This window comes from Pseudoalteromonas sp. SG44-17 (assembly GCF_014164235.1).
Taxonomy (GTDB): domain Bacteria; phylum Pseudomonadota; class Gammaproteobacteria; order Enterobacterales; family Alteromonadaceae; genus Pseudoalteromonas; species Pseudoalteromonas rhizosphaerae.
This window is the reverse complement of sequence record NZ_JACJEV010000016.1, coordinates 35181-59280: the sequence shown is the minus strand read 5'-3', so window position 1 is coordinate 59280 and position 24100 is coordinate 35181. Positions and strand designations below refer to the sequence as shown.

Here is a 24100-nt window from a genome sequence, read left to right as displayed (position 1 = left end):
TAATCACGAAAGTGTTTAATTGGCAAATAGAGTTGTAGTCGTGGTGTTAAATCGCGTATTTCTTCGTCATTATAACAAACGTTAATTCAAGCACTAGCGTGGCATAAGCCACGCTTAGATACAGTGCTATTTCTGTGGTGCGAGGACCGCTTTTAAACGTGTTTGTACTTCTTCTACGAGTAAGTCTGGTTGAAATTTAGATAAAAACGCATTGCAACCCACTTTCTCGACCATGGCTTGGTTAAAGCTGCCACTGAGGGATGTGTTAAGTACCACATGCAGATTTTTTAAGCGGTTATCGTTACGGATCTCGTGCGTTAAGCGATAACCATCCATTGCTGGCATTTCTGCATCGGTGATCACCATCAGTAACTCTTTTTCTACGTCCATGCCTTTATCAGCCCAGGCTTTAAGCATATTGAGTGCTTCAAGACCATTACTGGCTGGGATAATCTCAATACCCAACTGCGTTAATGTATCGCTCACTTGTTTTCGTGCTGTAGGTGAGTCGTCAGCATGGAGTATTTTTCGGCCAACAAATTCGTTTACGATACTTTGATCAAGCACCTCATCAGAAATTTGTACTTCGTACTCAACAATTTCTGCTAGTACTTTTTCTACATCAATGATCTCTACTAACTGCTCTTGGCCATCACGTTGAATTTTAGTGAGCGCAGTTAGATAATGATTTTTACCGATAGAGGAAGGCGGTGGCATTATATCTGACCATGTCATATTAACGATTTGATCAACCTTACCAATTAGAAACCCTTGTACTGTGCGATTGTATTCAGTGATCACTAAGTTACTATCTTCAGTGTTCTTAGCCGCAGACATGCAAATCGCTTGGCGTAAATCAATAACAGGGATTGATTCACCACGAATATTGGCCACGCCTGATATTTTAGGATGGGCATGTGGAATGATACTAAGATGCGGCAGTTTCACTACTTCTTTAACTTTAAAGACATTAAGAGCAAACAAGTGGCGACTGTGCAAATAAAACAATAATAACTCTAAGCGATTTTCACCAACGAGTTGAGTTCGTTGATCAACAGAAGCTAATACACCTGACATAACACGCTCGACTTTATAATTAATAATTCAAGTATAGCTTACACTGTTCTACTTTAAAAAAGCAGTCTAGATAATAATCTTGATCCTCAAAAGTATTTCAACCATTGCCTTCATTTAAGCATTACAGTAACTTATCGATAATTGATAGCTGAATAACCAAGTGTGGGCATGCCTTTTATATTTAAACGATTATTTTTACTAGTCAGAAACCATATTGATCAGGTTAGTTGGCAAGCTGTCGCTATTGCGACATTATTACATATGGTCTTGATCTGGTTGTTGTTAATCTTCGCTGAAGAAGCCGCACTGAGGCCAATTAGCACTTTTGTTTATTACTATATCGTTACTACCTCAACGGTAGGATATGGTGATTTTAGTGCAACTACAGATCTGGGTAGATGGATTGTGGCGATACTGCAAATTCCATTTGGTTTAGCTTTATTTGGTGTCCTGTTAGGTAAAACAGGGCAAACAGTTACTTATTTAATTAGGCGCGCTATGACGGGTGATAAAAGTTTTGCACATTTTCACAATCACATTATTATTTTTGGCTGGCATCAAATTCGTACTAAAAAAATGATTGATTATATTCTCGCTGACCAAAAGCGTTTGGATCGACGAATTTTGCTTGCGGTCACAGAGTCAATGGAGCATCCGTTTTTAGCTAATGCCCATGTTGATTTTGTGCGCTTAACTAGTTTTACAGATTTAAGCGAGCTGGAAAGGGTCGCAATTAAACTGGCAGATAAAATTATTATTGACGGGCAAGACGACGACGAAACTTTTACGACCGCCCTGCGCATTAGTAAATTAGTGAAAGATGACTGCCATATTAGTGCGCACTTTAACGATGAGAGTAAAGTCGAAATGCTACTAGAACATTGTTACAACGTGGAATGTTCAACGGCTAAGTCAGCCGAAATTCTAGTACGTTCAATGCAAGACCCCGGCTCAAGTCGTGTACAAGAGGAATTATTATCTACTTTGCATGGTGATACCCAGTTTAGTTTAGCTATTCCTGCTGATTTAGCGGTAATGGAATTTGGTAAATTATTTCATCATTTTAAACACGACCATGATGCTATTTTACTTGGTGTTGCTCACAACCTGAGTGCGCAAAATATGGATTTAAATCCACCACTGGATTATCCGGTTAACAGTGGTGATATTTTACATTACATTGCGGTTGATCGTGTTTTAAGCAGCGAAGTTGATTGGCAGGGGCTTGCTAAGTAATGAATGAAGTGGCGTTTTTAATTCTACTTTTGAGCGCATATATACTCCCAGTAGTGATTGTGCTCAATAGTAAACGTACGCAAGGCCACGAAAAAAATGGCTGGTTAATCGGCATCATTTTCTTTTCATGGCTCGCACTGATAATGTACTTTGCGATAGTGCCCAAGCACGGGCACAAAAAGAAAACTACCAAGAAAAAGAAAGGCTAAAATTGAGTTGTCAGTTTACATATAAATTTGCCAACCGTGCTTGATTAAACAAGCACGGTTTTTTATTTTAGCTGTTTTAGTTTGTGCTCCACTAAAGGATCATCAGGGGCAAGTTGCTGAGCAACTTCGAGCAGCTGAATGGCATCCTTAGGGTGTTCATCTTGGTGCTTTAGCGCGACATCAATCAATGGTTGAATATCAATTTTTGCTTGATGCTCTTGCACATGCGCTGCTTTTTCATCAATTAGTATGTTGTGCGCTTTGCTTAATAATACTTGGCGGTGTGCCGATTTAGCATTCGCCTTGTTGAGCCTTCTATAATAGTCTTCTTTAAAGCGCAGGGTTTTGGTTTGTAGGCGAAATTGCGCAATATCGACTTGTTGATTGCTAATAAAGTCGACGGCCACTTGTTTATAAAAGCCAAATTTATTTAGGTAGGTGGCATGGGTACTGTGACCCATACCAAACACGCGTAAGTGGGTTAGTTGCGAATAGCGCTTAGCATGGCCGCGGTCAATACGATTGGTCGGGTCGTAAATTATATAGCCTTTAGCATTGCCTAAATCGAGATCGTGGTAATCTTGCTCCCAATCGAATTGTTGCGCTATATCCGTACTTGAGCGGTCATCCCAAGGAGCAAGTGCTTTATTTTTGGTGCTAACAGGGTGAAATAACAGTACCTTATCTAGCTTTAGTAAATTAGCAAATGCACCCACAGCAAAACCACCTCGGCTTAAGCCGTAGCCTAATCGCTGGGTAAAGGGTGTTAGCAAGGGAGCGAGTTGCTCGAGGAAAAACAGTAAATTACGGTGTCTAAACCAATTACTTATTCCTAAGTGCTGAAAAGAAATAACATTAACATGTTGTTTTTGCGCGAGTTGAAATCCCCAAGGGCTAAAATCATCATTGAGATCATGCTCTTGGTAATTAGTACCGGCAGGAGAAAAGGTGAACAATAAAGGCTTATTTATATCAATAAAGTGATACTTAACAAAAACATCGCCAAGTAAATCGCCTCCAGAGATAGGTAATCTGGTTTGCTGTTCATCTTGAGGTAGAGTTAACCACTCATCTAACCAATACAGTAATTTCATCTAACCCCCTAACTAAAACAAGCCGTCTATTTTAGCAAATTTGGAAAAAGAAGGAAACGTGATGTATTAGCAACAATCTATTGTTGTTACTCTGCCATTTTTATAATTGCTTGCCAATCCGCTTTAGTCACTGGCATTACCGATAATCGACCGCCTTTTTTTAGAGCTATTTCGGTGATGGCGTCGTTTTCTTTAATCGCTTTTAAGCTGACTAATTTATTTAAATGCTGCTGATAGGTCACATCAACCACAACCCATCTCGGTTTATCACTGGTTGATTTAGGATCGTAATAATCACTGCTTAAATCAAACTGGCAAGGATCTGGGTAGGCTTCAGCAGTCACTATTGCGATACCTGCAACGCCGACGTGTTTACAGCTAGAATGGTAAATCATTACTAAATCGCCGAGCTTTACGCCATCGCGCATAAAATTACGGGCTTGGTAGTTGCGCACACCTTCCCATGCAGTGGTTTGTGCAGGGGCGCTTTTTAAATCGTCGATTGAAAATGCATCGGGTTCAGTTTTAAATAACCAATACGCCATAACTAGGATCCTTGAAATATTTACATCATACTTGTCTATAGTATCATTAAAATCTAAATGGGATTGAGGAGCAACTATGAGCCAAGTTTTAGATGATTTATTGTCGTTATTAACGTTAGAAGAAATAGAGCAGGGCTTGTATCGAGGGCAAAGCCAAGATTTGGGTTTTCGTGCGGTATTTGGTGGTCAAGTCATGGGCCAGGCACTGTCTGCAGCTAAAGAAACCTTACCGGAAGGCCGTATTGTTCATTCACTGCATTCTTATTTTTTACGCCCTGGTGATGCTGCAAAGCCAATTGTGTATGATGTTGAAACGATCCGTGATGGTAAGAGCTTTAGTACTCGCCGAGTTAGTGCTATTCAATATGGGAAACCTATTTTTTATATGACGGCATCATTTCAAGGTGCTGAAGAAGGCTTGTCGCATCAAGCTACTATGCCGGATGTACCTGCTCCTGAGGAGCTGCGCTCATCACTGGAGTTTTATCAAGAGCACGCATCTCATATACCTGAGGTGATCCGCAATAAGTTTATTCGCGAAATGCCGATTGAAATGCGTCCGGTCACCTTTCATAACCCATTTAAGCCAGAGGTAATGGAGCCGGTTAAACATATTTGGTTCAAAGCCAATGGCGAGATGCCAGATGATCAACGTATTCATAACTATTTATTGGCGTATGCGTCTGACTTTGAGTTTTTACCAACGGCTCTACAGCCCCATGGTGTCTCGTTTATGCAGCCAAACATGCAAGTAGCAACAATTGACCATGCGATGTGGTTTCATCGTCCGTTTCGAATGGATGATTGGATTTTATATACCATTGATAGCCCAAGTGCGAGCTCAGGGCGGGGGTTGGTGCGTGGTCAGTTCTTTGACCGTCAAGGCAATTTAGTTGCCTCAACGATCCAAGAAGGTGTAATGCGTCAGCGTTGATATGCCGCTTGCAGTTATTTTTGCTTACATTGTCCTTGCACAATATCACTAATTGACTGCCAGACTCGCGCTGGCAGCAAGGCTTTAAGATGAATATACACTTCACAAAGTTCAGTACTGCCCTGTAAGCCATTCTCGGTTTCGCTAATTAAACTTTGTTCGCGCAAGTTGCTAATAAAACCTACCAATACTTTTTTGTCAAAAAACTCAGGGGTCTTAATACCATGCAAAGTACCTAAGCGCTGCGCTAATACTTGGCTTTCGCGTTCAAGCTCTTCGCGTTCAATTTCTTTACTGGTTTGAATAAAGCCAATCACAATGGCGTAGCGTTGCAGGGTTAAGCTAAGCGCACGACCTAGAATTTCTAGCTTGGCTAAGCAATCATTACTGTTGGTGATTTTTATGTTATCACCATCAATTTCTATTAAATCTTGATCTACAAAGCTGGCCAGTATGCGGGTGATATAATTTTCATCAAGTTCGTGTAAAAACCATTCTTTAGCAAACATCGGGTAAAAACAGTTAACCAATTTTTGGCACTGCGATACTGTCGTTTTATGGCTTTTAAATATATGCAGTGCCAGTAAGCTTGGTACGGCAAACACATGGAGAATATTATTACGGTAGTAGTTAAAGAGGATTTTCTCTTTATCGTTAATCGCGATAATCTCGCCAAACTCATCGCTTATAACGTCAAATTTATTCAACTTTAAAGCATGTTCGAGTAACTGTGATGAAGTTTCATCTGGGGTGGTGATTTTTTCACTGTAACTAGCGCTACGTTGTAAATGTAAGTAAAAGTCTAGTTGTGCTAACAATTTAGGCTTGCTCAATGCTTGCTTATCATTTACCAGTAAGATCATTGCCAGTAAATTAACTGCGTTAAGCGCGGCGGCACTATTAATATTAACCATCACTTTATCCGCTAAAGTCGCCACTTGCGGACCAAGCCATTGTGGTTTTTGAACATCAGTTGGGTGAATAGATTCACGCCAATCAGGTTGATGCTCATTTAAATATTGATTAACCGAAATCGGATCGCCAAAATTCAAATAGCCGCGGCCATAGTTTTTGAGATTTTTAATGGCTTTGAAAATACCGAAAATCGACTCGCCTTTTTTATCATCACCTGCGAGTTCTTTCAGATAAGTATTTATTTCCATGACGTGTTCATAACCAATGTACACCGGCACAATCGAAATAGGGCGATCAATACCACGTAACATAGCTTGTAGTGTCATCGCCAACATACCTGTTTTTGGTGGTAGTAAACGCCCGGTACGGCTACGTCCGCCCTCAGTATAAAACTTAACTGAGTAACCTTTGATAAACAACTGACTTAAATACTCTTTAAATACAGCGGAGTAAAGCTTGTTGCCAGCAAATGAGCGGCGGATGAAAAATGCGCCACTGCGGCGGAATATGCCGCCTGCTGGGAAGAAGTTTAAGTTAATACCAGCAGCAATATGTGGTGGTACTAAACCAAGATGATAAATCGAGTAGGTAAGTAATAAGTAATCCATGTGGCTGCGATGACACGGCATATAAATAATTTCATGACCTTTATTGGTTAGATCATGGATTTGTTCGGTGTATTTTATATCAATGCCGTTATAGAGCTTGTTCCATAGCCAGGTTAATACACGATCTGCAACACGTATGGTGGCATCACTGTAGTTAGCAGCAATCTCATCTAATAGCTTTAACGCATTTTGCCGTGCTTGCTCATGGCTGATTTTTTTGCTTTTTGCTTCATCGTTAATTGCTTTTTTTATAGTCGGTGATGCTAACAATGAATTAAATAGTTGCTCGCGTGAGGGCATTTTAGGGCCCGTTGCCGCCAATTTTTGACGACGAAAATGCACCCTAGCGACGCGAAGTAATTTATGAGGTAACTCATCAACATCGGCTTTTTCATTTACTAATAACGATAAATCCAACGGTTGACTAAAGCGTATAAAGTTATCACGCCCTGAAAACAGTAATACAAAAAACTTACGAAACCAGCTAGGTGTAAGTGAGTGCGAAACCAGCGTACCTAAACCTGGTTTTTCTTTACCTGGATTACGACCCCATAAAATAGTGACCGGAATGACTTGCACGTTTTTTTCGCCACTGGTAAATAGTTGAGCAATTATTTGTTTACCCTGGTTTAGCGCGTCAGTTGGCTTCGCTTGGCTGCCAAACAGTGGTGGTGGATTTTGTAGGCCAATAAAGCGGTCTAACTCTGCATTACCCAACAGCTGTTGTTCAGTTGGTCTGGGCAGGTTGTACTTTTTACAAACTCGGTCAAGAGCCGCTAAATCTGAGCGAGCATTAAGTTTAACTATATAAAAAGTAGGGTAGGCGGGATTAAGACCGTATTGTTCAATTGGGTTCTCGGGCAGTACTTTGCTTTTCACAAATAGGCGATTCATCACCATAGACACAAAATTCAAGCAATAATTAAAAATACGCATCAACTCACCAAGGTTAAGGATTAAGAGATAAAAGCAAAATAAGGATGAATAATAACAATTAAAAACTGGACTGACCATTATCATTAGTGCCAAGTACGATTGCATGGCTTCCTAACTATAGTAAATTCCCAGTAATGACGACATAGTGACAACCCTTTTTTACAGTATAAATAATCCTCATTCTGGTAGTTTGAAATAGTTGTTGCATTTATCACCAATATCACTATAATACGCAGGCTTTCAAAATTCCCCCGGGAACTTGGAAGGAACATTAAGCTTGGATTTCAAGCTAATAAAACAGGAGTTCCGATTTGGAACTCAACGTAGATATAAATCAACAACCGGCATCTTATGTTTTTAAGATTGTTTCGGTCGTTTTTTTATGCTCTTTTAAATGCTCTTTATATTGAGGTTTAAGAATGTCAAATCAACGCATTCGTATTCGCCTAAAAGCTTTTGACCACCGTTTGATTGACCAATCAACGGCGGAAATCGTGGAAACTGCGAAACGCACTGGCGCACAAGTACGTGGTCCAATTCCACTACCTACACGCTTTGAACGTTTTACTGTACTTACATCACCGCACGTTAATAAAGATGCGCGTGATCAGTACGAGATCCGCACCCATAAACGTCTGATCGACATCGTAGAACCAACTGACAAGACTGTTGACGCACTTATGCGTTTAGATCTTGCTGCTGGTGTTGATGTTCAAATCAGCCTGGGTTAATCGAAAGATTAGAGAGGTTTTAGGAAAATGGCATTAGGTCTAGTCGGTCGTAAAGTGGGTATGACACGTATCTTCACTGAAGATGGTGTATCTATCCCTGTGACAGTTATTGAAGCGACACCTAACCGCATTGCTCAGATCAAATCTGACGCAACAGACGGTTATAACGCGCTTCAAGTAACCGCAGGCACTAAAAAAGCAAGCCGTGTAAACAAAGCAACAGCGGGTCACTTCGCTAAAGCTGGTGTTGAAGCGGGTCGCGGTCTGTGGGAATTCCGCCTAAATGGTGGTGAAGGCGATTTTGAAGTAGGCGCTGAGCTTACTGTTGAATTATTCAACGAAATCAACAAAGTTGACGTAACCGGTACTTCTAAAGGTAAAGGTTTCCAAGGTGGTGTTAAGCGCTGGAATTTCAGCATGCAAGACGCTACACATGGTAACTCTCTATCTCACCGTGCTCCTGGTTCAATCGGTCAAAACCAATCACCTGGTAAGGTGTTTAAAGGTAAGAAAATGGCCGGTCATATGGGTGCTGAGCGTGTAACGACTCAAAACTTAGAACTAGTACGCGTTGACGCTGAGCGTAACTTGCTTTTAGTTAAAGGTGCAGTACCTGGCGCTATCGGCGGTGACGTTATCGTTAAACCTGCTGTTAAAGCATAAGTCCTGGAGATTTAGTGATGGAATTAGCAATTAAAGACGCTTCTGGCGGTCTTGAAGTTTCTGAAGCTACTTTTGGACGTGAGTTTAACGAAGCATTAGTACATCAAGTAGTTGTTGCATACGCAGCAGGTGCTCGTCAAGGTACTCGTGCTCAGAAGACACGTTCTGAAGTAAGCGGTGGTGGTAAAAAACCATGGGCTCAAAAAGGTACTGGCCGTGCACGTGCTGGTACAATCCGTAGTCCAATTTGGCGTTCAGGTGGCGTTAGCTTCGCAGCTAAACCACAAGACCACAGCCAAAAAGTAAACCGTAAAATGTACCGCGGTGCGATCAAAAGCATTTTATCTGAATTAGTTCGTCAAGAGCGTTTAATCGTTGTTGAAAGTTTTGCTCTAGCAGCACCAAAAACTAAAGAACTAGTTGCTAAGCTTAAAGAACTTGAGCTTAAAGATGTTCTAATCGTAACTGAAGAAGTAGATGAGAATCTATTTTTATCGGCACGTAACCTGTACAAGGTTGACACGCGTGATGTAGCTGGTATCGACCCTGTAAGCTTAATCGCTTTCGATAAGGTACTTATTACAGCAGCTGCTGTTAAGCAACTTGAGGAGACGCTAGCATGATTCGTGAAGAACGTCTTTTAAAAGTGATCCTTGCTCCACATATCTCTGAAAAAAGCACTATTGCTGCTGAAGAAAACAACACTATCGTTTTCAAAGTAGTAAATGACGCAACTAAAGCTGAAGTTAAAGCAGCTGTAGAGAAGCTTTTTGAAGTGGAAGTAACTGGTGTTCGCACACTTAATGTTAAGGGTAAAACAAAACGTACTGGCGCACGTTTCGGTCGTCGTAGCGACTGGAAAAAAGCTTACGTTACTCTTAAAGAAGGCAGCGAACTAGACTTTGTCGGCGGCGCCGAGTAATAAGGGGAGTTAGAATTATGGCACTTCAAAAGTGTAAGCCAACTTCTGCGGGTCGTCGTCACCTAGTTAAAGTGGTAAACCCAGATCTACATAAGGGCAAGCCATACGCACCACTATTAGAGAAAAACTCTAAATCAGGTGGTCGTAATAACAATGGTCGTATTACGGTTCGTCATATCGGTGGTGGTCATAAGCAGCATTACCGTTTAATCGATTTTAAACGTACTAAAGATGGCATTCCAGCCACTGTTGAGCGTTTAGAATATGATCCAAATCGTAGCGCAAACATCGCACTTGTATTATATGCAGACGGTGAGCGTCGTTACATTATCGCACCAAAAGGCTTAAAAGCTGGTGATGCAATCCAGTCTGGTGTTGATGCACCAATCAAGCCTGGTAATGCATTACCTATGCGCAATATGCCTGTAGGTTCGACTGTTCACAACGTAGAATTAAAACCAGGTAAAGGTGCTCAAATCGCACGTTCTGCTGGTGCATACGTTCAAATCCTTGCTCGTGATGGTCAGTATGTAACATTACGTCTTCGTTCAGGCGAAGTTCGTAAAGTTGAATCAGATTGTCGTGCGACGCTAGGTGAAGTAGGCAATGCTGAGCATATGCTTCGTTCACTTGGTAAAGCAGGTGCAAATCGCTGGCGTGGTATTCGTCCGACAGTTCGTGGTGTTGCCATGAACCCGGTTGATCACCCACACGGTGGTGGTGAAGGTCGTACATCTGGTGGTCGTCATCCTGTGTCTCCATGGGGTAAGCCGACTAAAGGTGCTAAGACGCGTAAGAACAAGCGTACGGATAAATTTATAGTACGTCGTCGTACTAAGTAATATTGAGGAATAGCCATGCCACGCTCTCTCAAGAAGGGTCCTTTTATAGACCTACACTTGCTGAAGAAGGTAGAGAAAGCTTTGGAAAGCGGTGACAAGAAGCCAATTAAAACTTGGAGCCGTCGTTCAATGATCATACCTAACATGATCGGATTGACCATTGCTGTCCATAATGGTCGCCAGCATGTACCAGTTTTCGTTTCTGACGAAATGATCGGTCACAAACTAGGTGAATTTGCACCAACTCGCACTTACCGTGGCCACGCTGCGGATAAGAAAGCGAAGAAACGTTAAGAGGGGAATGATAAATGCAAGCATTAGCTAAACATAAATTCGCCTCTGGTTCGGCGCAAAAAGCACGTCTAGTTGCAGATCAGATCCGCGGGTTACCTGTCGATCGCGCACTAGAAATCCTGGCGTACAGCCCTAAGAAAGCGGCTGTATTAGTTAAGAAAGTACTTGAGTCTGCTATTGCTAACGCAGAGCATAACGAAGGTGCTGACATTGATGAGCTACGTGTAACAACGATCTTTGTGGACGATGGTCCAACAATGAAACGTATTATGCCACGTGCTAAAGGACGCGCAGACCGCATCCTTAAGCGTACAAGCCACATCACTGTTGTGGTTTCAGATAGCTAGGAGTATAAGTAATGGGACAAAAAGTTCATCCTACTGGTATTCGCCTAGGTATATCTAAACCTTGGGTTTCTACCTGGTACGCGAGTTCAAAAGATTTCTCTGCACAGCTTTTTGGCGATCACAAAGTACGTACATTCCTTACTAAGGAATTGAAAGCGGCTTCTGTGTCTAAAATCGTTATTGAGCGTCCAGCAAAATCAATCCGCGTAACAATTCACACGGCTCGTCCGGGTGTTGTTATCGGTAAAAAAGGCGAAGACGTAGAAAAATTACGTCAAGCGGTAACTAAGATTGCTGGTGTACCTGCTCAGATCAATATTTCTGAAGTACGTAAACCAGAACTAGATGCACAACTAGTAGCAGACGGCATTGCCTCTCAACTAGAGCGTCGTGTTATGTTCCGTCGCGCTATGAAGCGTTCGGTACAAAATGCAATGCGCATCGGTTCTAAAGGGATCAAAGTTGAAGTTAGCGGTCGTCTTGGCGGCGCAGAAATCGCACGTTCAGAATGGTATCGTGAAGGTCGTGTACCTCTACATACTCTTCGTGCTGATATCGACTACGCAACTTCTGAAGCCTTAACCACTTATGGTATCATTGGTGTTAAAGTTTGGATCTTCAAAGGCGAAGTTATTGGTGGTTTACCACTAGTACAAGAGCAAGAGAAGCCAGCTAAACGCGCACCAAAGAAAGCCAAAAAAAGTGCTAAGTAGAGGTAGCGAGTAATGTTACAGCCAAAACGTACAAAATTCCGTAAAATGCACAAAGGCCGCAACCGTGGTTTAGCGCAAAACGGTAACAAAGTAAGCTTCGGTACTTTCGGTTTGAAAGCTACTGGCCGTGGCCGCATGACTGCTCGTCAAATCGAAGCAGCTCGTCGTGCCATGACACGTCACGTGAAACGTCAAGGTAAAATCTGGATCCGTGTCTTCCCTGACAAACCGATCACAGAAAAGCCTCTTGAAGTTCGTATGGGTAAAGGTAAAGGTTCTGTTGAATATTGGGTTGCTGAAATTCAGCCTGGTAAAGTACTTTACGAAATGGAAGGTGTTTCTGAAGAGCTTGCTCGTGAAGCATTCGACCTTGCTGCTCGTAAACTGCCATTCAAAACAACTTTCGTAACTCGGACGGTAATGTGATGAAAGCAAGCGAACTAAAAGATAAAAGCGTAGAAGAGCTTAATGCTGAACTTCTAGGTCTTCTTCGTGAGCAGTTTAACCTGCGCATGCAAGCAAGCACTGGTCAGTTAGCTCAAACTCACACGCTAAGAACAGTACGTCGCGATATCGCGCGTGTAAAAACAGTTATTAACCAGAAGGCAGGTCAATAATGAGTGATAAAATTCGTACTCTTCAAGGCACTGTAATCAGCGACAAGATGGAAAAATCTTTCACTATCGCTATCGCACGTTACGTGAAGCACCCAATCTATGGGAAATTCATCAAACGTACGACTAAATTACACGTACATGACGAAAATAACACAGCAAAAGCGGGTGACGTTGTTACTATCCGTGAATGCGCTCCAATCTCTAAGACTAAGTCTTGGACATTAGTAGACGTTATTTCTAGTCCAAAACAAGCTTAATTTTTAATTAAGTCTGTTTTATAAAAAGCCTCGGCATTAGCTGGGGCTTTTTGCTTTTAGTACTGCAGTAAAGCCACTTATTGATGGTTTTTAACCTAATAACAGTGCCTCCCTAAATGAACTAAACCTGCCTAGTTATACTCATAGAATAAACTGTTCACAGGGAGCGGATGTGTTTAAAGGTAACTATAAAGCGTGGGGTATATCAATTGGTTTGCATGTTGTTGTTATTTGTTTGATTTCGAGGCAAACGATTGAGATAGCACAACCCCCTACAGGCAAAGTAATAAAAGCTTATGTAATGGTGGACCTTGCAACATTACCTAGTAATAAAAATAGTAAGCAACCCAGTGCTTCATTCTCTGAAAATAATACTGAGCTTGATGCAAGTGAGTTAACAACTAAGCCGCTTAAAGAACGTGATTTTGAAAACGACAAGCAATTAGAATCAGATTTACCGGATGGTGCTATTACAGCAAATGGAAATACGGCCACAAGTACCGATGGAAAAAAGCATAATGTTGATAAGGTAGTTATTGATAATATAAAGAGTAAGGTTAATTCAAAAGCTAAACAGCAGTCATTTAAAAAGCTTAACCCTTACGCATTGATACCTCAGTTTTCAACTTCAAATAAGGCCATTGTATCGTTTGATTACACGCAAATAGCAACTTTGCCAAATCGTAAAAACCACCAACAAATTACGGTTCCTATTGAGCATTCTAGTGATTTAAAATCAGTGATATTATGGCAAAACGCTGATGGAGGTAAGCGAACGGAGATGTATAAAGGTATGTGTTATGACATCGATTTCAATGGTGTGATGGGGAAAGTAGGGTTGCCGCAAGGATCACCAAGGCCATGTAAAAATAACGATGCTATTTTATTCGATAAAATAATGGATAAATGGAACGTTAAAAGCAAATTCGGTAGTGGGTTCATAATTTACGAAACTTATGTGTTTGCGATAAAACGCCTATTACGACTGACACTAAAATACACAGCACGGAGCTTACAATTAAAAAGCGGTTTTCAATCCGGCTAACTTGTCTTTCGCCCACAATTTGGTATGTAACATCCCCCTCTATAAATCGCTCGCCTTGATATTGCTGAGTCACATTAAACGCTAAAAAGTCCCCTAGCTTTGCTTGATAGGTGAAGTAGGTTTCTGGATAAAAAATTTCATATGTTGCACACAGCCACATTACAAGACTAGTGATAATCAGGAGCAAACTCATAAGTGGCATTTTTTTAAATGATGTGTGTTGTGATGGTTTTGAGGGTGAATACTTATCTAAACACGCTTTGCCATAGCAAAGTTCGAGCTTTTCAATTACCTCAGTGGAAGGAATAAATTGTCCATTTTCGAGCTTAGATAAGTAAGACTGCTGGATACCAATTTCACGTGCAGCAAATGCTTGGGTCCACTTTTTGTTTGCTCTAATGCGTTTTAATTCTGTTCCTAATGATGACATGTTTCCATACTCTAATTGTTTACTTACCCGCGCATTATCGCTAAAAATGAGTTTTTTAAATAGCCTGCTGAGTTATATTCATGGCGATGAATAAAAAGAATATCATGAATATTAGTGAGTTATATATTAATTAGGTGTTTTTTAGTTATGCTAAGCAGACTTATTAATAAAGGAGTATAACTAATGAAAACGTATTTTTATAAAGCAGTAATCTGTATTACCTTGGGGTTTTTATCCTCAGCATGTATTGCAGAGCCAGTATTTGCGATTGAAGCAACTATTTATAAATTAGAAAATAATATAACCATAGACAGCCAAGTAAATGAAACACTAAAAAATCTACAACCCATTCATCAACCTCAACTATTAGCCAGCTTGAACAAAAGTGCATTAATAGAAATAGGTGACGATGAGCAGTTAACAGCCCTTGAGATTAAAACAAATAAAGAAGGAAGCTATTTTAACGCGAGTATGAAACTTAAAGAAAAAGTGGACAGCCAATGGGAGTCTATTACGTCTTTTATGCCAAATATTCCAAATGGGCAAACGGTGTATTTTAGTCGAACATTTGCAGACAATGTATGGGTGATTAAACTAACAGGGCAGCGCTATGAGTCTATTGCGCTTGGTCAGGCGAGTTTTAAATAGCTTCAGCCTTGGCTGAAGCTATATTTCTCTACCAAATCATTTCTACAAATTCAGGGTAGTCGATATAGGGATTACGATTACCTTGAAATTCAAACGCTGCTTGGTTTCGGTCTATTTCCATTTGGCTCACAGGGTCTGCGTTATGCCAATTAAGCAACATAGCAACAACCCAGCTTTCAAATACTTGGTTACTTGACCCATTAAGTACCGCATTACTTGCAGTGGTATTATTTTGCCAAGAGCCGATTACGTTTTCATAACGTGTAGCCATATAAAAATAAGCGCGAGCAAAGTCACCTTTAAATTCATCAATCGGTTCAAATACTGTACCTGAGTAATTAATTGCGCTACTAGCAGAGCCTAGTTTGCTGCCGTTTGTTGATGTAAACGTAGCGCTTGCCACTTCACCAAACGGAAAGTTGCTACGTTTAGAATTTACATAACCATCGGTTGCATAAATGTGGTGAACATCTGAGTTCATAGGCTCATTTGTGCCGCCAAACCAACTTTTAGGAAATGAATGTTCGCGGTTATAGCAATCAGCTTCACTATTGTAAGTGCCGCATTGATCACTTACAGCGACATAGTTATAGCTGTCTTGACCGGTGGGATTTTCTGAATAGCGATCGAGTATTGAATTGTCATTTTCAAAGTACTTATCCCGTGAAGCAATATCGTAAAAACTCCAAATAGCTGAATAACCCTGTGAGTTGTGACCTTTAATAATGTTATAGAGCGCGGTTTTAAGTGCATAGCCCGTTAAACCTTGTGCTGTAACATAGTAGCCAGTTGGCTCGCTGGGTGGCGTTTCTGGGTTGGTATTATCACCAAGTATAAAGGGAGTTGCTTCACTGCTTTGAAAACTACTGCCGTTAGCCAATGTTGTTTGGGCGGATGTTAGCGCGTAGCTGCCATTACCAAATGAACAGCAAATACCGTCGCCGTAACTATCAAAAATACTAAATGTGTAATCGCCATCAACTAAGCAGGCTTGCTCTGTATAGCTGTTGTTGCCACTATAACTGCCACCTGACGCAACCGCTGTGCCTTGGGCGTTAGTGATTTGCCAGCTAGTCTCTTCGCCATAGTTATCAGTTGTCAGTGCTAAGTTAACGGTGTTATCAGCACAACCGACTGGTGGCGGTGGGGTGGTATCACTAGAACCAGGTGTAAAACTATCCACATAAACAGTTTCACTGCCATCAAAGCCGCTGACATCGTAAAAACGCAGGCCAACGGTAATCGTAGCATTGCTGGTTGCTGGATATGTATAGCTTATTTGTTGCCACTGATTTAATAACGCTGGATTTGAATAGCCTTGATAGCCGTCGGCAATTAAGCGCGCTTTAATGCCGCCTTCGGTGTGATAAACCCAGCTTGAGAATAAGTAGCTTTTGCCGGCCTCAACAGTAACTTCTTGCAGTAAATCAGTATTGCTTTGACTAGCGGTATTAACCACTACTTTTGCAGCAAGAGCTCCTGAATTTACTATGGTATTTGAAGCTGATAGTGTAATACCAGTATCAATCGTGCTCCAGCCGTTTGGGCTATTACCTGACCAGTTTTCAAAGTCACCATTATTAATGGTGGCCATGCAGGGAAGTGCTGTAGCTAACATAGCACTGCTGAGTATGAGTTTTCTATATGCCCCGTGTGACATAGTGTTTCCTTATTATATTTATAGTCGGCGCACAGAATGTGGCCAAATCCACTATAGCCTACTCAAGATTTGTTGCAAAAAAGTTAATTTGTATTTTGAAAAAAATGAAGTGAATAAATTTTTGTATGATATTTCTGATCGGCTAAGTGTGGTGCTGAAATCGTAAGTAGTTATTTGTTACCTTTTAATCTGTTTTTACTGGTTAATTTATAAATTAATAACTAAATGGAATAACAAAGCAGATTCTATTCTTTTTTTATTGGCGCGTACCCCGTTATTCTTCACACTCAGAGAAATCTTTAGGGCCTGAGTTATTTGCCTTAAAGTTGACACAAATTTTAGGCAAAGTGATTACTGCAATCAGTGAGCATTTTGCAGATAACTTTCAGGGTTACGGGGAATTAATTCATGTTGTTAAGTCAACTCAATGCGCTAGCAAGTCCGCTATCGCAAGAGCAAGTACAGAAGCTACAAGGTTTAGTGGCTGAGCTTAATCCAATCCAGCAAGCTTGGGTAAGTGGTTATCTTGCTGCGAATGCCAATACGGCGGCATTAGGTGGTGTTGTAGGTGCTGCGCCAAGTGTTGGGGATGCAGCGGCATTGACCATTTTATATGGCTCACAAACCGGTAATTCAAAAGGTGTAGCGACTAAGCTCAAAGAGCAAGCGGAGTCTCGTGGTTTAGCTGTTAAGCTGGTTAGCATGGCTGATTACAAACCAACGGCCCTGAAAAAAGAAAAATTCTTAACTGTCGTTGTTTCTACTTACGGTGAAGGTGAGCCGCCGGAAGATGCCGAAACATTACATGAGTTTTTAGCAACCAAAAAAGCGCCTAAGCTTGATGGCGTTAAAATTGCGGTTATAGGTTTAGGTGATTCAAGCTATGAGTTCTTCTGTCAAACAGCAAAAGACTTTGAACAGCGCTTAAATAAGCTCGGTGCAGAAACCATTTATCAGCGTGCTGATTTAGACGTTGATTACGATGATGAAGCCGCCAGCTGGATCAGCGGAGCACTTGATGCATTTGAACCTGATTTAAAAGCACAGCAAGGCGCAACAGGTGGGCAAGTGGTGTCATTTGGTGCACCAGCAACAGCTGCCAGCCAATATACTAAGCAAAACCCATTTCCAGCAGAACTTAGCCTAGTGCAAAAGATCACTGGTCGTGACTCTAGCAAAGATGTGCGCCATGTTGAGATTTCACTGGAAGGATCTGATATTACTTACACACCGGGCGATTCATTAGGCGTGTATTTTTTAAATGATGAGATTCTGGTTGATGAAGTACTGACACTGACGCAAATTGATGGTGCCAGCAAAGTTAAAATCGCTGATGAAGAGCTCAGTGTTCGTGATGCACTGATTGAAAAACTTGAATTGACTCAGTCATACCCTGGCTTTGTTGAAAAGTACGCGATAGCGACAGGTGCGCCTGAGCTATTAAAGCTGGTTGAAGATAAAGCGGCAATGCGTGAATATATTGAGCCTCGCCAAATCTTTGATGTGATCCGCCAAAATCCAGCTGCGCTTGAGGCACAAACGTTTGTTGATTGCCTACGTAAACTGCAAGCACGTTTATATTCAATTGCGTCAAGCCAAGCAGAAGTTGAAGATGAAGTGCACTTAACCATTGGTCTAGTTGAATTTGAAGCATTCGGTAGTGAGCATTTAGGTGGTTGTTCTGGTTATTTAGCACGTCGTGCTGAAGAAGGTTGTAAAGTAAAAGTATATAGCGAGCATAATGATAACTTCCGTTTGCCAACTAACGACGAAACGCCAGTGATTATGGTTGGCCCTGGTACTGGTATTGCGCCGTTCCGTGCTTTCTTGCAAGAACGTGATGCCCGCGAAGCATCCGGTAAAAACTGGTTATTCTTTGGTAATCCACACTTTACCCAAGATTTCTTATATCAAGTAGAAATTCAAGGTTACTTAAAATCAGGGCTACTAAGTAAAGTTGATGTGGCGTTTAGCCGTGACCAAGCAGAGAAGGTCTACGTGCAAGACAAGCTACGCCAAAACAGCAAAGACGTATTTGCATGGCTAGAAGCGGGCGCGCATTTTTATATTTGTGGTGACGCAAATCGCATGGCGAAAGATGTACACCAGGCATTGGTTGATATCATCAAAGAAAACAGCGGTAAGAACGATGAAGACGCTGAGCAGTATTTAAAAGATTTACGTAGCGCAAATCGCTATCAGAAAGACGTGTACTAAGCGTAGACGTTGCTTACTTTATAAAAGCAAAGCTAACAGCCGTCACTGTAACAAATTTAGGATCAAACATGAGCGAACAAGATAAAAACGTAAAGCTTTCTGATAACGAGCGTTTGAAAAGAGAAAGTAACTTTTTACGTGGCACCATAGAGCAAGATTTAAAAGATGAGATCACCGGTGGCTTCACTGCGGATAACTTTCAGTTAATTCGTTTCCACGGTATGTATCAACAAGATGACCGTGATATTCGAGGTGAGCGTGCTAAGCAAAAGCTAGAGCCATTACACAACGTAATGTTACGTGCTCGTATGCCTGGCGGTATTATCAAACCTGAACAATGGTTAGCAATTGATAAGTTTGCTGACGAAAAAACTAGCTACGGCAGTATTCGTTTAACAACCCGTCAAACGTTTCAATTTCATGGTGTGTTAAAACCAAATATAAAAGGCATGCACCAAATGCTTAATAGCGTGGGCATCGACTCTATTGCAACGGCAGGTGATGTTAACCGTAATGTACTTTGTACTACAAACCCTGTGGAATCTGAGTTGCATCAAGAAGCATACGAGTGGGCTGCAAAAATCTCAGAACATTTGTTACCAAAAACTAAAGCGTATGCAGAAATTTGGTTAAACGGTGAAAAGGCTGAGACTACAGAAGAGCCAATTTTAGGATCTAACTACTTACCGCGTAAGTTTAAAACCACGGTGACCATTCCACCGAACAACGAAGTGGATGTGCATGCGAATGACTTAAACTTTGTAGCTATTGCAGATAACGGCAAGCTAGTTGGTTTTAACGTATTAGTAGGCGGTGGCCTTGCCATGACCCACGGTGATACCGCAACCTATCCACGTAAAGCCGATGATTTTGGGTTTATCGCCTTAGCGGATACGCTAAAAATTGCTGAGCATGTGGTGTCTGTACAGCGCGACTGGGGTAATCGCTCAAACCGTAAAAACGCAAAAACTAAATACACCTTAGACCGTGTTGGTACTGATGTATTTAAAGCGGAAGTAGAGCAACGCGCAGGTGTTAAATTTGCGCCAAGCCGCCCTTATGAGTTTACTCATCGTGGCGATCGCATTGGTTGGGTTGAAGGTATTGATGGTAAGCATCACTTAACTTTATTTATCCAAAGTGGCCGTATTTTAGATTTACCGGGTAAACCACTGAAAACAGGTTGTCGTAAAATTGCTGAAATTCACCAAGGTGATTTTCGTATGACGGCAAATCAAAATTTGATCATCGCCGGTGTGCCTGCCGATCAAAAAACAGTGATTGAAGAAATAGCCCGTAATCACGGTTTGATTGACGACAAAGACTCTGAGCAACGTAAAAACTCGATGGCCTGTGTGGCATTACCAACTTGTCCACTCGCAATGGCGGAAGCTGAGCGTTACTTACCAAGCTTAATTGAAAAGACCGAGGCATTGCTTGCTAAGCACGGTATTCCTGATGACAGCATCATCATGCGTGTGGTTGGTTGTCCGAATGGCTGTGGCCGCGCAATGTTAGCGGAAGCTGGCCTAGTAGGAAAAGGCCCAGGTAAATATAACGTGTACTTAGGGGGTAACCTTGAGGGGACGCGTATTCCTAAATTGTATTTAGAGAATGTTGGTGAAGACGTGTATTTAGACGCCTTTGACAAATTAATTGGTCAATGGGCAAGTGAGCGTAATGACGACGAATGCTTTGGTGACTTTGTGATCCGCAAAGGCATAGTTGCTGAAGTTAAAGTGTCAGTCACCGATTTTCACGCTTAATTTAAAAGCAAGCGGTGACGCTTGCTGAGGTTTGGAATTTACTATGAGTGAATTTAAAAACATATTACAGCTAGATAAAGAAAGCCAAGTAACACTGCTGGCTGATGCTAACGGCGTATTGAAAGATATGAGCGCTGAGCAGCGTGTCGCATGGGCACTGGAAAACTTGCCAGACACGCAGTTTTTATCATCGAGCTTTGGTATTCAAGCGGCTGTGATGTTGCATTTAGTTACAGTACAGCGCCCCGATATTCCTGTGGTATTAACAGATACTGGTTACTTATTTCCTGAAACTTATCAGTTCATTGAGCAAATGACCGAACGCTTATCGCTAAATTTAAAAGTGTATAAGTCGCAGTTAAGCCCAGCTTGGCAAGAAGCCAAGTTTGGTAAGTTATGGGAACTAGGTGAAGCAGGTATTAAACAATACAACCAGCTTAATAAAGTTGAACCAATGACTCGCGCATTAAAAGACATTAATGCAGGTACTTGGTTTAGTGGCTTGCGCCGTGACCAATCATCAACACGTGCCGATAAGCAAATTATTGAAATTAGCCGTGGCACGGTAAAGGTTTACCCAATCATCGAATGGTCAAATCGCGATGTTTATCAGTACCTGACTAAACATGACTTACCATATCACCCATTATGGGAGCAAGGTTATGTGTCAATGGGCGATGTGCATACTACGCGTAAACTAGAGCCAGGTATGACCGAAGAAGAGACCCGTTTTTTTGGTCTAAACCGCGAATGTGGCCTACACATTGATGGTGATGGGATCTAATTCTGAACGTAAAAATATAAGTAAATCATTTAAGCTGAGATAGCTAACTATAGTGATTATTAAAGCGCAGCCTAGCTGCGTTTTAAATTTTTGACTATAATACAATCAGCCGTTATAAATTGATGTGCATGTATTTTATGAAACCATATTACGTAATTTTCTTTTTATTCTTTTCTACTAGTCTTTTTGCCGATAACCTTCGCATTGCCTTACCCGAGCAAGATTACCCTCCTTATCACTTTGTTTGTTCAAAAACAGGCATTTTAAATGATGTTATTACATCGTTTTCGATGGCAACGGGGATCCAAATAGACTATACCTTCGTCCCTGAAATGCGCTCTGCGAAAATGGTGAAACGAGGTGATGTTGATGCACGAATGGAATCAGAAGTTTGGCTTGTAGATAATGGACCCTATTATTGGAGCCAAGAGATAGTAGTAATTGAAGATGTGTTAGTAGTCGCTCGAGGAGCTGAACTAATTGACTTTAAGGAGCTAAGCAGTTTAAAGGGCGGTGTTTTACTCGGGCGATTTGGTTATGTGTATCCAAAATATGAGCTACCAGTAGTGAATAAGACTCTGCACCGTGAGAATTTTTATTCAGACTTAGAAATATTGCAAAGTTTGCACAAAGATACTGATACAAGTAAACGCTTTACTGTTATGTCACGCTCTGTCGTAAACTGGTACATACAAAAGTACCCTGAGCTTGCTGCTTTGACCATAAGTGATGAAAATGTCGCTGAGGCGCCGCTGCAGTTGCAGTTTTCTTATAATTCAAGGGGTAAAAAGTACGCGAAAGAATTTAATGATTTTTTACAAAGCTTGAAAGATAATGGCGGCCTAGCTAAAATCATAGCCCGCTATCAATGATAGCAATCGAGAATTTTAACTCAAAGGATTGAAGATGAAGTATTTTGCGTACCTCGCTATTATGGTATTGCTGATCAGTGTCGCGGCATTATTTTATTTGCAACGACCCGATGGTCAAACGTGGTTAACCAGTGATGGTATTAGTAGTAAATCAAATCAGCTAACAGAGCAAATGGTTGCGTTATCAAGTGACACCCTTGCCATGGCAGCCACATTGGTTAGTGAGACCAGTCAAAAAGTTGTAGAATCAATTACCAATGAAAGCTCAGTAGCAACGACAGTTATTTATAAATGGCAAGATCAGCAAGGTCAATGGCATTACTCAGATCAGCCTAATCCTGAGGGCACAAGTGAAAAAGTAATTCTAGATCCGCGCGATATTACAGTAGTTGCGGCCGAAGATACGTCCATTTTAAAAGGCACCTCAAAAACAACTAATATGTCTTTAATGCCAAACTCAGGCAGTGTTTATGATCCCGTGGTGATGAAAAAGCTGTTTGAAGATGCAGAGCAAGTGAAAGAACAGTTAGAGCAACGTACTAAATCGTTAGATGAGACGCATTAATTTGCTTTAATAGCGTTGTTTTGCTGTGTTTTTTCGGGCTGTGTTACAAAAAATTGTTGCTTAATGATTGGCAGGTTATAGGCTTTTAACCAACGATCAGTAGCTATCATTAGTTCTCCTGAAGCAACTAATCTTGTCAGGCCTTCATCAAAATTATCTCTGACAGACTTATCTTGAAAAACAATGTAAGAGCCTTGATAGTTTAAAATATCGCGATATATAAAACTTGTAGGGTCAAGTTGGGTGTTTGTTGATGTATGCCAGTAGAGCATTAAATAATCACCGATACGGGCATCGATCTTATTGGTAAGTAACTGTTTATTTAGGGCTTGTTGATTTCCTATTTCAGTATAATAGTTGAATACCTGTGTCGCCATGTTTTTATATTCTGGGCCAAAGATATCGCTCGCCCCTATAAAACTACCTACTCTTAAATTCTTCAAATCGTTCAACGTAGCTACTTTTTCGGTCCATGCAGAAGGAAGCATGGTCACACGGTTCATAAATCGTACTCGATAACGAGAAATAAAAGCATGTGCAGCTGGTTGTGCCGTATAGTTGATCGCTATATCAGCGACTTTATTGTTGAAGTAGCGTTGAATAGCATCATTATTTAACGGCACCAATTGCGGGTTTTGATAGCCTTGTATCAGTAACACTTGAACCACAAGTTGATCGAAGTAACCATTACCGGTTACGTTGTCCTGCATGAAATAAGGTGCAAAATTACCGGATGCAATAATCAATTTGTCATTTGCACGTAATTGAGTGGGTAAGCAAAGCACTAAAAATGCCGCTATTAATAAAGTTTTAGAGGTGTTAAATGGTTTGATTAATTGCATGACCTTGCTGCTATACATGTTTGTCACGTACAGCCTCTATGTTCATTAAAACAATAGTGAGGTAAATTTTTGTAGGCAGAGAAAATAGCACTCCAATAGCAATAAAAGCGGCGCTGATAATAATGCCATGTATACTATTTTGTTCACCAAACAGATCCGAGACTAATAAATAATGTCCAGTCGCAATAAGGCATATGCCAAGGACAATAAATACTTTTAGTACTGTGATGATCTTCTGCTCGGTCATAGTATGCAGGCATTAATGATAAGATGAATTAAGTGTAGTTAATAATGAGTAAGCTGACTTGTTTTACATCAAAAAATTAAGGGC

Annotated in this window: 29 protein-coding genes; 21 read left to right on the top strand and 8 right to left on the bottom strand. The window is 41.0% G+C overall.

Translation table 11 applies throughout. From position 1 onward, the window contains the following. Positions 1–126: 126 nt before the first annotated feature. Positions 127–1077, bottom strand: coding sequence for a chemotaxis protein CheV (locus H5182_RS12675; RefSeq protein WP_145237870.1), 951 nt, complete (start codon positions 1075–1077; stop codon positions 127–129). Between the two features lie 168 nt (positions 1078–1245). Between H5182_RS12675 and H5182_RS12670 the strand changes: the two genes are divergently transcribed. Beyond that, positions 1246–2313, top strand: a complete 1068-nt coding sequence (locus H5182_RS12670; RefSeq protein WP_145237873.1) for a potassium channel family protein — start codon at positions 1246–1248, stop codon at positions 2311–2313. After that, complete coding sequence (locus H5182_RS22360; RefSeq protein ID WP_145237876.1) at positions 2313–2522, top strand: PLDc N-terminal domain-containing protein; 210 nt, start codon at positions 2313–2315, stop codon at positions 2520–2522. Before H5182_RS12670 ends, H5182_RS22360 begins: the two co-directional genes overlap by 1 nt. 62 nt (positions 2523–2584) lie before the next feature. Here the strand turns inward: H5182_RS22360 and H5182_RS12665 are convergent, their stop codons facing one another. Both H5182_RS12665 and H5182_RS12660 read right to left on the bottom strand, forming a co-directional pair. After that, the gene (locus tag H5182_RS12665) at positions 2585–3616 is read right to left on the bottom strand and encodes a cytosolic protein (RefSeq protein ID WP_182760128.1); all 1032 of its coding nucleotides are present in this window, start codon (positions 3614–3616) and stop codon (positions 2585–2587) included. Positions 3617–3702: 86 nt separating this feature from the next. After that, positions 3703–4161 carry an EVE domain-containing protein gene (locus tag H5182_RS12660; protein WP_149980445.1) on the bottom strand — a complete coding sequence of 153 codons (459 nt, stop codon included), beginning with the start codon at positions 4159–4161 and terminating at the stop codon, positions 3703–3705. A gap of 76 nt (positions 4162–4237) precedes the next feature. On the opposite strand from H5182_RS12660, the gene tesB reads away from it, so the two are divergent. Continuing rightward, entirely contained in the window at positions 4238–5095 is an 858-nt protein-coding gene (gene tesB, locus H5182_RS12655; protein WP_182760127.1) for an acyl-CoA thioesterase II, read from the top strand. A gap of 14 nt (positions 5096–5109) precedes the next feature. On the opposite strand, the gene plsB is transcribed toward tesB, so the two are convergent. Then, complete coding sequence (gene plsB / locus H5182_RS12650; RefSeq protein ID WP_182731740.1) at positions 5110–7554, bottom strand: glycerol-3-phosphate 1-O-acyltransferase PlsB; 2445 nt, start codon at positions 7552–7554, stop codon at positions 5110–5112. Positions 7555–7973: 419 nt separating this feature from the next. On the opposite strand from plsB, the gene rpsJ reads away from it, so the two are divergent. From rpsJ to H5182_RS12590, 12 genes are all read left to right on the top strand, one after another. Next, positions 7974–8285 carry a 30S ribosomal protein S10 gene (rpsJ, locus tag H5182_RS12645; RefSeq protein ID WP_002957900.1) on the top strand — a complete coding sequence of 104 codons (312 nt, stop codon included), beginning with the start codon at positions 7974–7976 and terminating at the stop codon, positions 8283–8285. A 27-nt stretch (positions 8286–8312) separates the two neighbouring features. Further along, the gene (rplC, locus tag H5182_RS12640) at positions 8313–8948 is read left to right on the top strand and encodes a 50S ribosomal protein L3 (protein WP_054206125.1); all 636 of its coding nucleotides are present in this window, start codon (positions 8313–8315) and stop codon (positions 8946–8948) included. A gap of 17 nt (positions 8949–8965) precedes the next feature. Next, positions 8966–9571, top strand: a complete 606-nt coding sequence (rplD, locus tag H5182_RS12635; RefSeq protein WP_054206126.1) for a 50S ribosomal protein L4 — start codon at positions 8966–8968, stop codon at positions 9569–9571. Then, entirely contained in the window at positions 9568–9870 is a 303-nt protein-coding gene (gene rplW / locus H5182_RS12630) for a 50S ribosomal protein L23 (RefSeq protein WP_054206127.1), read from the top strand. The genes rplD and rplW overlap by 4 nt, the downstream gene beginning before the upstream one ends. 17 nt (positions 9871–9887) lie before the next feature. Then, positions 9888–10712: a 50S ribosomal protein L2 gene (gene rplB, locus H5182_RS12625; RefSeq protein ID WP_007376192.1), complete on the top strand. Its 825-nt coding sequence runs from the start codon at positions 9888–9890 to the stop codon at positions 10710–10712. 15 nt (positions 10713–10727) lie between these two features. Then, complete coding sequence (gene rpsS / locus H5182_RS12620) at positions 10728–11006, top strand: 30S ribosomal protein S19 (RefSeq protein WP_010561269.1); 279 nt, start codon at positions 10728–10730, stop codon at positions 11004–11006. Between the two features lie 14 nt (positions 11007–11020). Further along, positions 11021–11353: a 50S ribosomal protein L22 gene (gene rplV, locus H5182_RS12615; RefSeq protein WP_004588690.1), complete on the top strand. Its 333-nt coding sequence runs from the start codon at positions 11021–11023 to the stop codon at positions 11351–11353. 11 nt (positions 11354–11364) lie between these two features. Beyond that, positions 11365–12066: a 30S ribosomal protein S3 gene (rpsC, locus tag H5182_RS12610; protein ID WP_054206128.1), complete on the top strand. Its 702-nt coding sequence runs from the start codon at positions 11365–11367 to the stop codon at positions 12064–12066. A gap of 12 nt (positions 12067–12078) precedes the next feature. Beyond that, positions 12079–12492: a 50S ribosomal protein L16 gene (gene rplP / locus H5182_RS12605; RefSeq protein ID WP_002957890.1), complete on the top strand. Its 414-nt coding sequence runs from the start codon at positions 12079–12081 to the stop codon at positions 12490–12492. Then, positions 12492–12683, top strand: coding sequence for a 50S ribosomal protein L29 (gene rpmC / locus H5182_RS12600; RefSeq protein WP_054552371.1), 192 nt, complete (start codon positions 12492–12494; stop codon positions 12681–12683). Before rplP ends, rpmC begins: the two co-directional genes overlap by 1 nt. Beyond that, positions 12683–12940: a 30S ribosomal protein S17 gene (gene rpsQ / locus H5182_RS12595; RefSeq protein WP_016709053.1), complete on the top strand. Its 258-nt coding sequence runs from the start codon at positions 12683–12685 to the stop codon at positions 12938–12940. Before rpmC ends, rpsQ begins: the two co-directional genes overlap by 1 nt. 172 nt (positions 12941–13112) lie before the next feature. Then, on the top strand, positions 13113–13985 hold the full coding sequence (locus H5182_RS12590; protein WP_310736428.1) for a hypothetical protein: 873 nt from the start codon (positions 13113–13115) through the stop codon (positions 13983–13985). Here the strand turns inward: H5182_RS12590 and H5182_RS12585 are convergent. Continuing rightward, a complete protein-coding gene (locus tag H5182_RS12585; RefSeq protein WP_182760126.1) occupies positions 13879–14415 on the bottom strand; it encodes a helix-turn-helix domain-containing protein in 537 nt (178 codons plus the stop codon). The two genes, H5182_RS12590 and H5182_RS12585, sit on opposite strands and share 107 nt — an antisense overlap. Before the next feature lie 183 nt (positions 14416–14598). Here H5182_RS12585 and H5182_RS12580 point away from each other — a divergent pair, with 183 nt between their 5' ends. Next, positions 14599–15063, top strand: a complete 465-nt coding sequence (locus H5182_RS12580) for a hypothetical protein (RefSeq protein ID WP_182760125.1) — start codon at positions 14599–14601, stop codon at positions 15061–15063. Positions 15064–15091: 28 nt separating this feature from the next. On the opposite strand, the gene H5182_RS12575 is transcribed toward H5182_RS12580, so the two are convergent. Beyond that, a complete protein-coding gene (locus tag H5182_RS12575; protein ID WP_182760124.1) occupies positions 15092–16723 on the bottom strand; it encodes an endonuclease in 1632 nt (543 codons plus the stop codon). Positions 16724–17131: 408 nt separating this feature from the next. Between H5182_RS12575 and H5182_RS12570 the strand changes: the two genes are divergently transcribed. The 5 genes from H5182_RS12570 to H5182_RS12550 all read left to right on the top strand — a co-directional run bounded on the left by H5182_RS12570 (position 17132) and on the right by H5182_RS12550 (position 22927). Further along, complete coding sequence (locus H5182_RS12570; RefSeq protein ID WP_182760123.1) at positions 17132–18940, top strand: assimilatory sulfite reductase (NADPH) flavoprotein subunit; 1809 nt, start codon at positions 17132–17134, stop codon at positions 18938–18940. 68 nt (positions 18941–19008) lie between these two features. Continuing rightward, complete coding sequence (gene cysI / locus H5182_RS12565) at positions 19009–20706, top strand: assimilatory sulfite reductase (NADPH) hemoprotein subunit (protein ID WP_182760122.1); 1698 nt, start codon at positions 19009–19011, stop codon at positions 20704–20706. Positions 20707–20749: 43 nt separating this feature from the next. Further along, a complete protein-coding gene (locus H5182_RS12560; RefSeq protein ID WP_182732337.1) occupies positions 20750–21490 on the top strand; it encodes a phosphoadenylyl-sulfate reductase in 741 nt (246 codons plus the stop codon). A 137-nt stretch (positions 21491–21627) separates the two neighbouring features. Continuing rightward, the gene (locus H5182_RS12555) at positions 21628–22362 is read left to right on the top strand and encodes an ABC transporter substrate-binding protein (protein ID WP_182732338.1); all 735 of its coding nucleotides are present in this window, start codon (positions 21628–21630) and stop codon (positions 22360–22362) included. Positions 22363–22396: 34 nt separating this feature from the next. Beyond that, on the top strand, positions 22397–22927 hold the full coding sequence (locus tag H5182_RS12550) for a DUF4124 domain-containing protein (protein WP_182732339.1): 531 nt from the start codon (positions 22397–22399) through the stop codon (positions 22925–22927). On the opposite strand, the gene H5182_RS12545 is transcribed toward H5182_RS12550, so the two are convergent. Together H5182_RS12545 and H5182_RS12540 are read right to left on the bottom strand one after the other, a co-directional pair. Then, entirely contained in the window at positions 22924–23769 is an 846-nt protein-coding gene (locus H5182_RS12545) for an ABC transporter substrate-binding protein (RefSeq protein WP_182760121.1), read from the bottom strand. The genes H5182_RS12550 and H5182_RS12545 overlap by 4 nt on opposite strands. 10 nt (positions 23770–23779) lie before the next feature. Next, on the bottom strand, positions 23780–24016 hold the full coding sequence (locus H5182_RS12540) for a hypothetical protein (RefSeq protein WP_145237921.1): 237 nt from the start codon (positions 24014–24016) through the stop codon (positions 23780–23782). Positions 24017–24100: the final 84 nt, after the last annotated feature.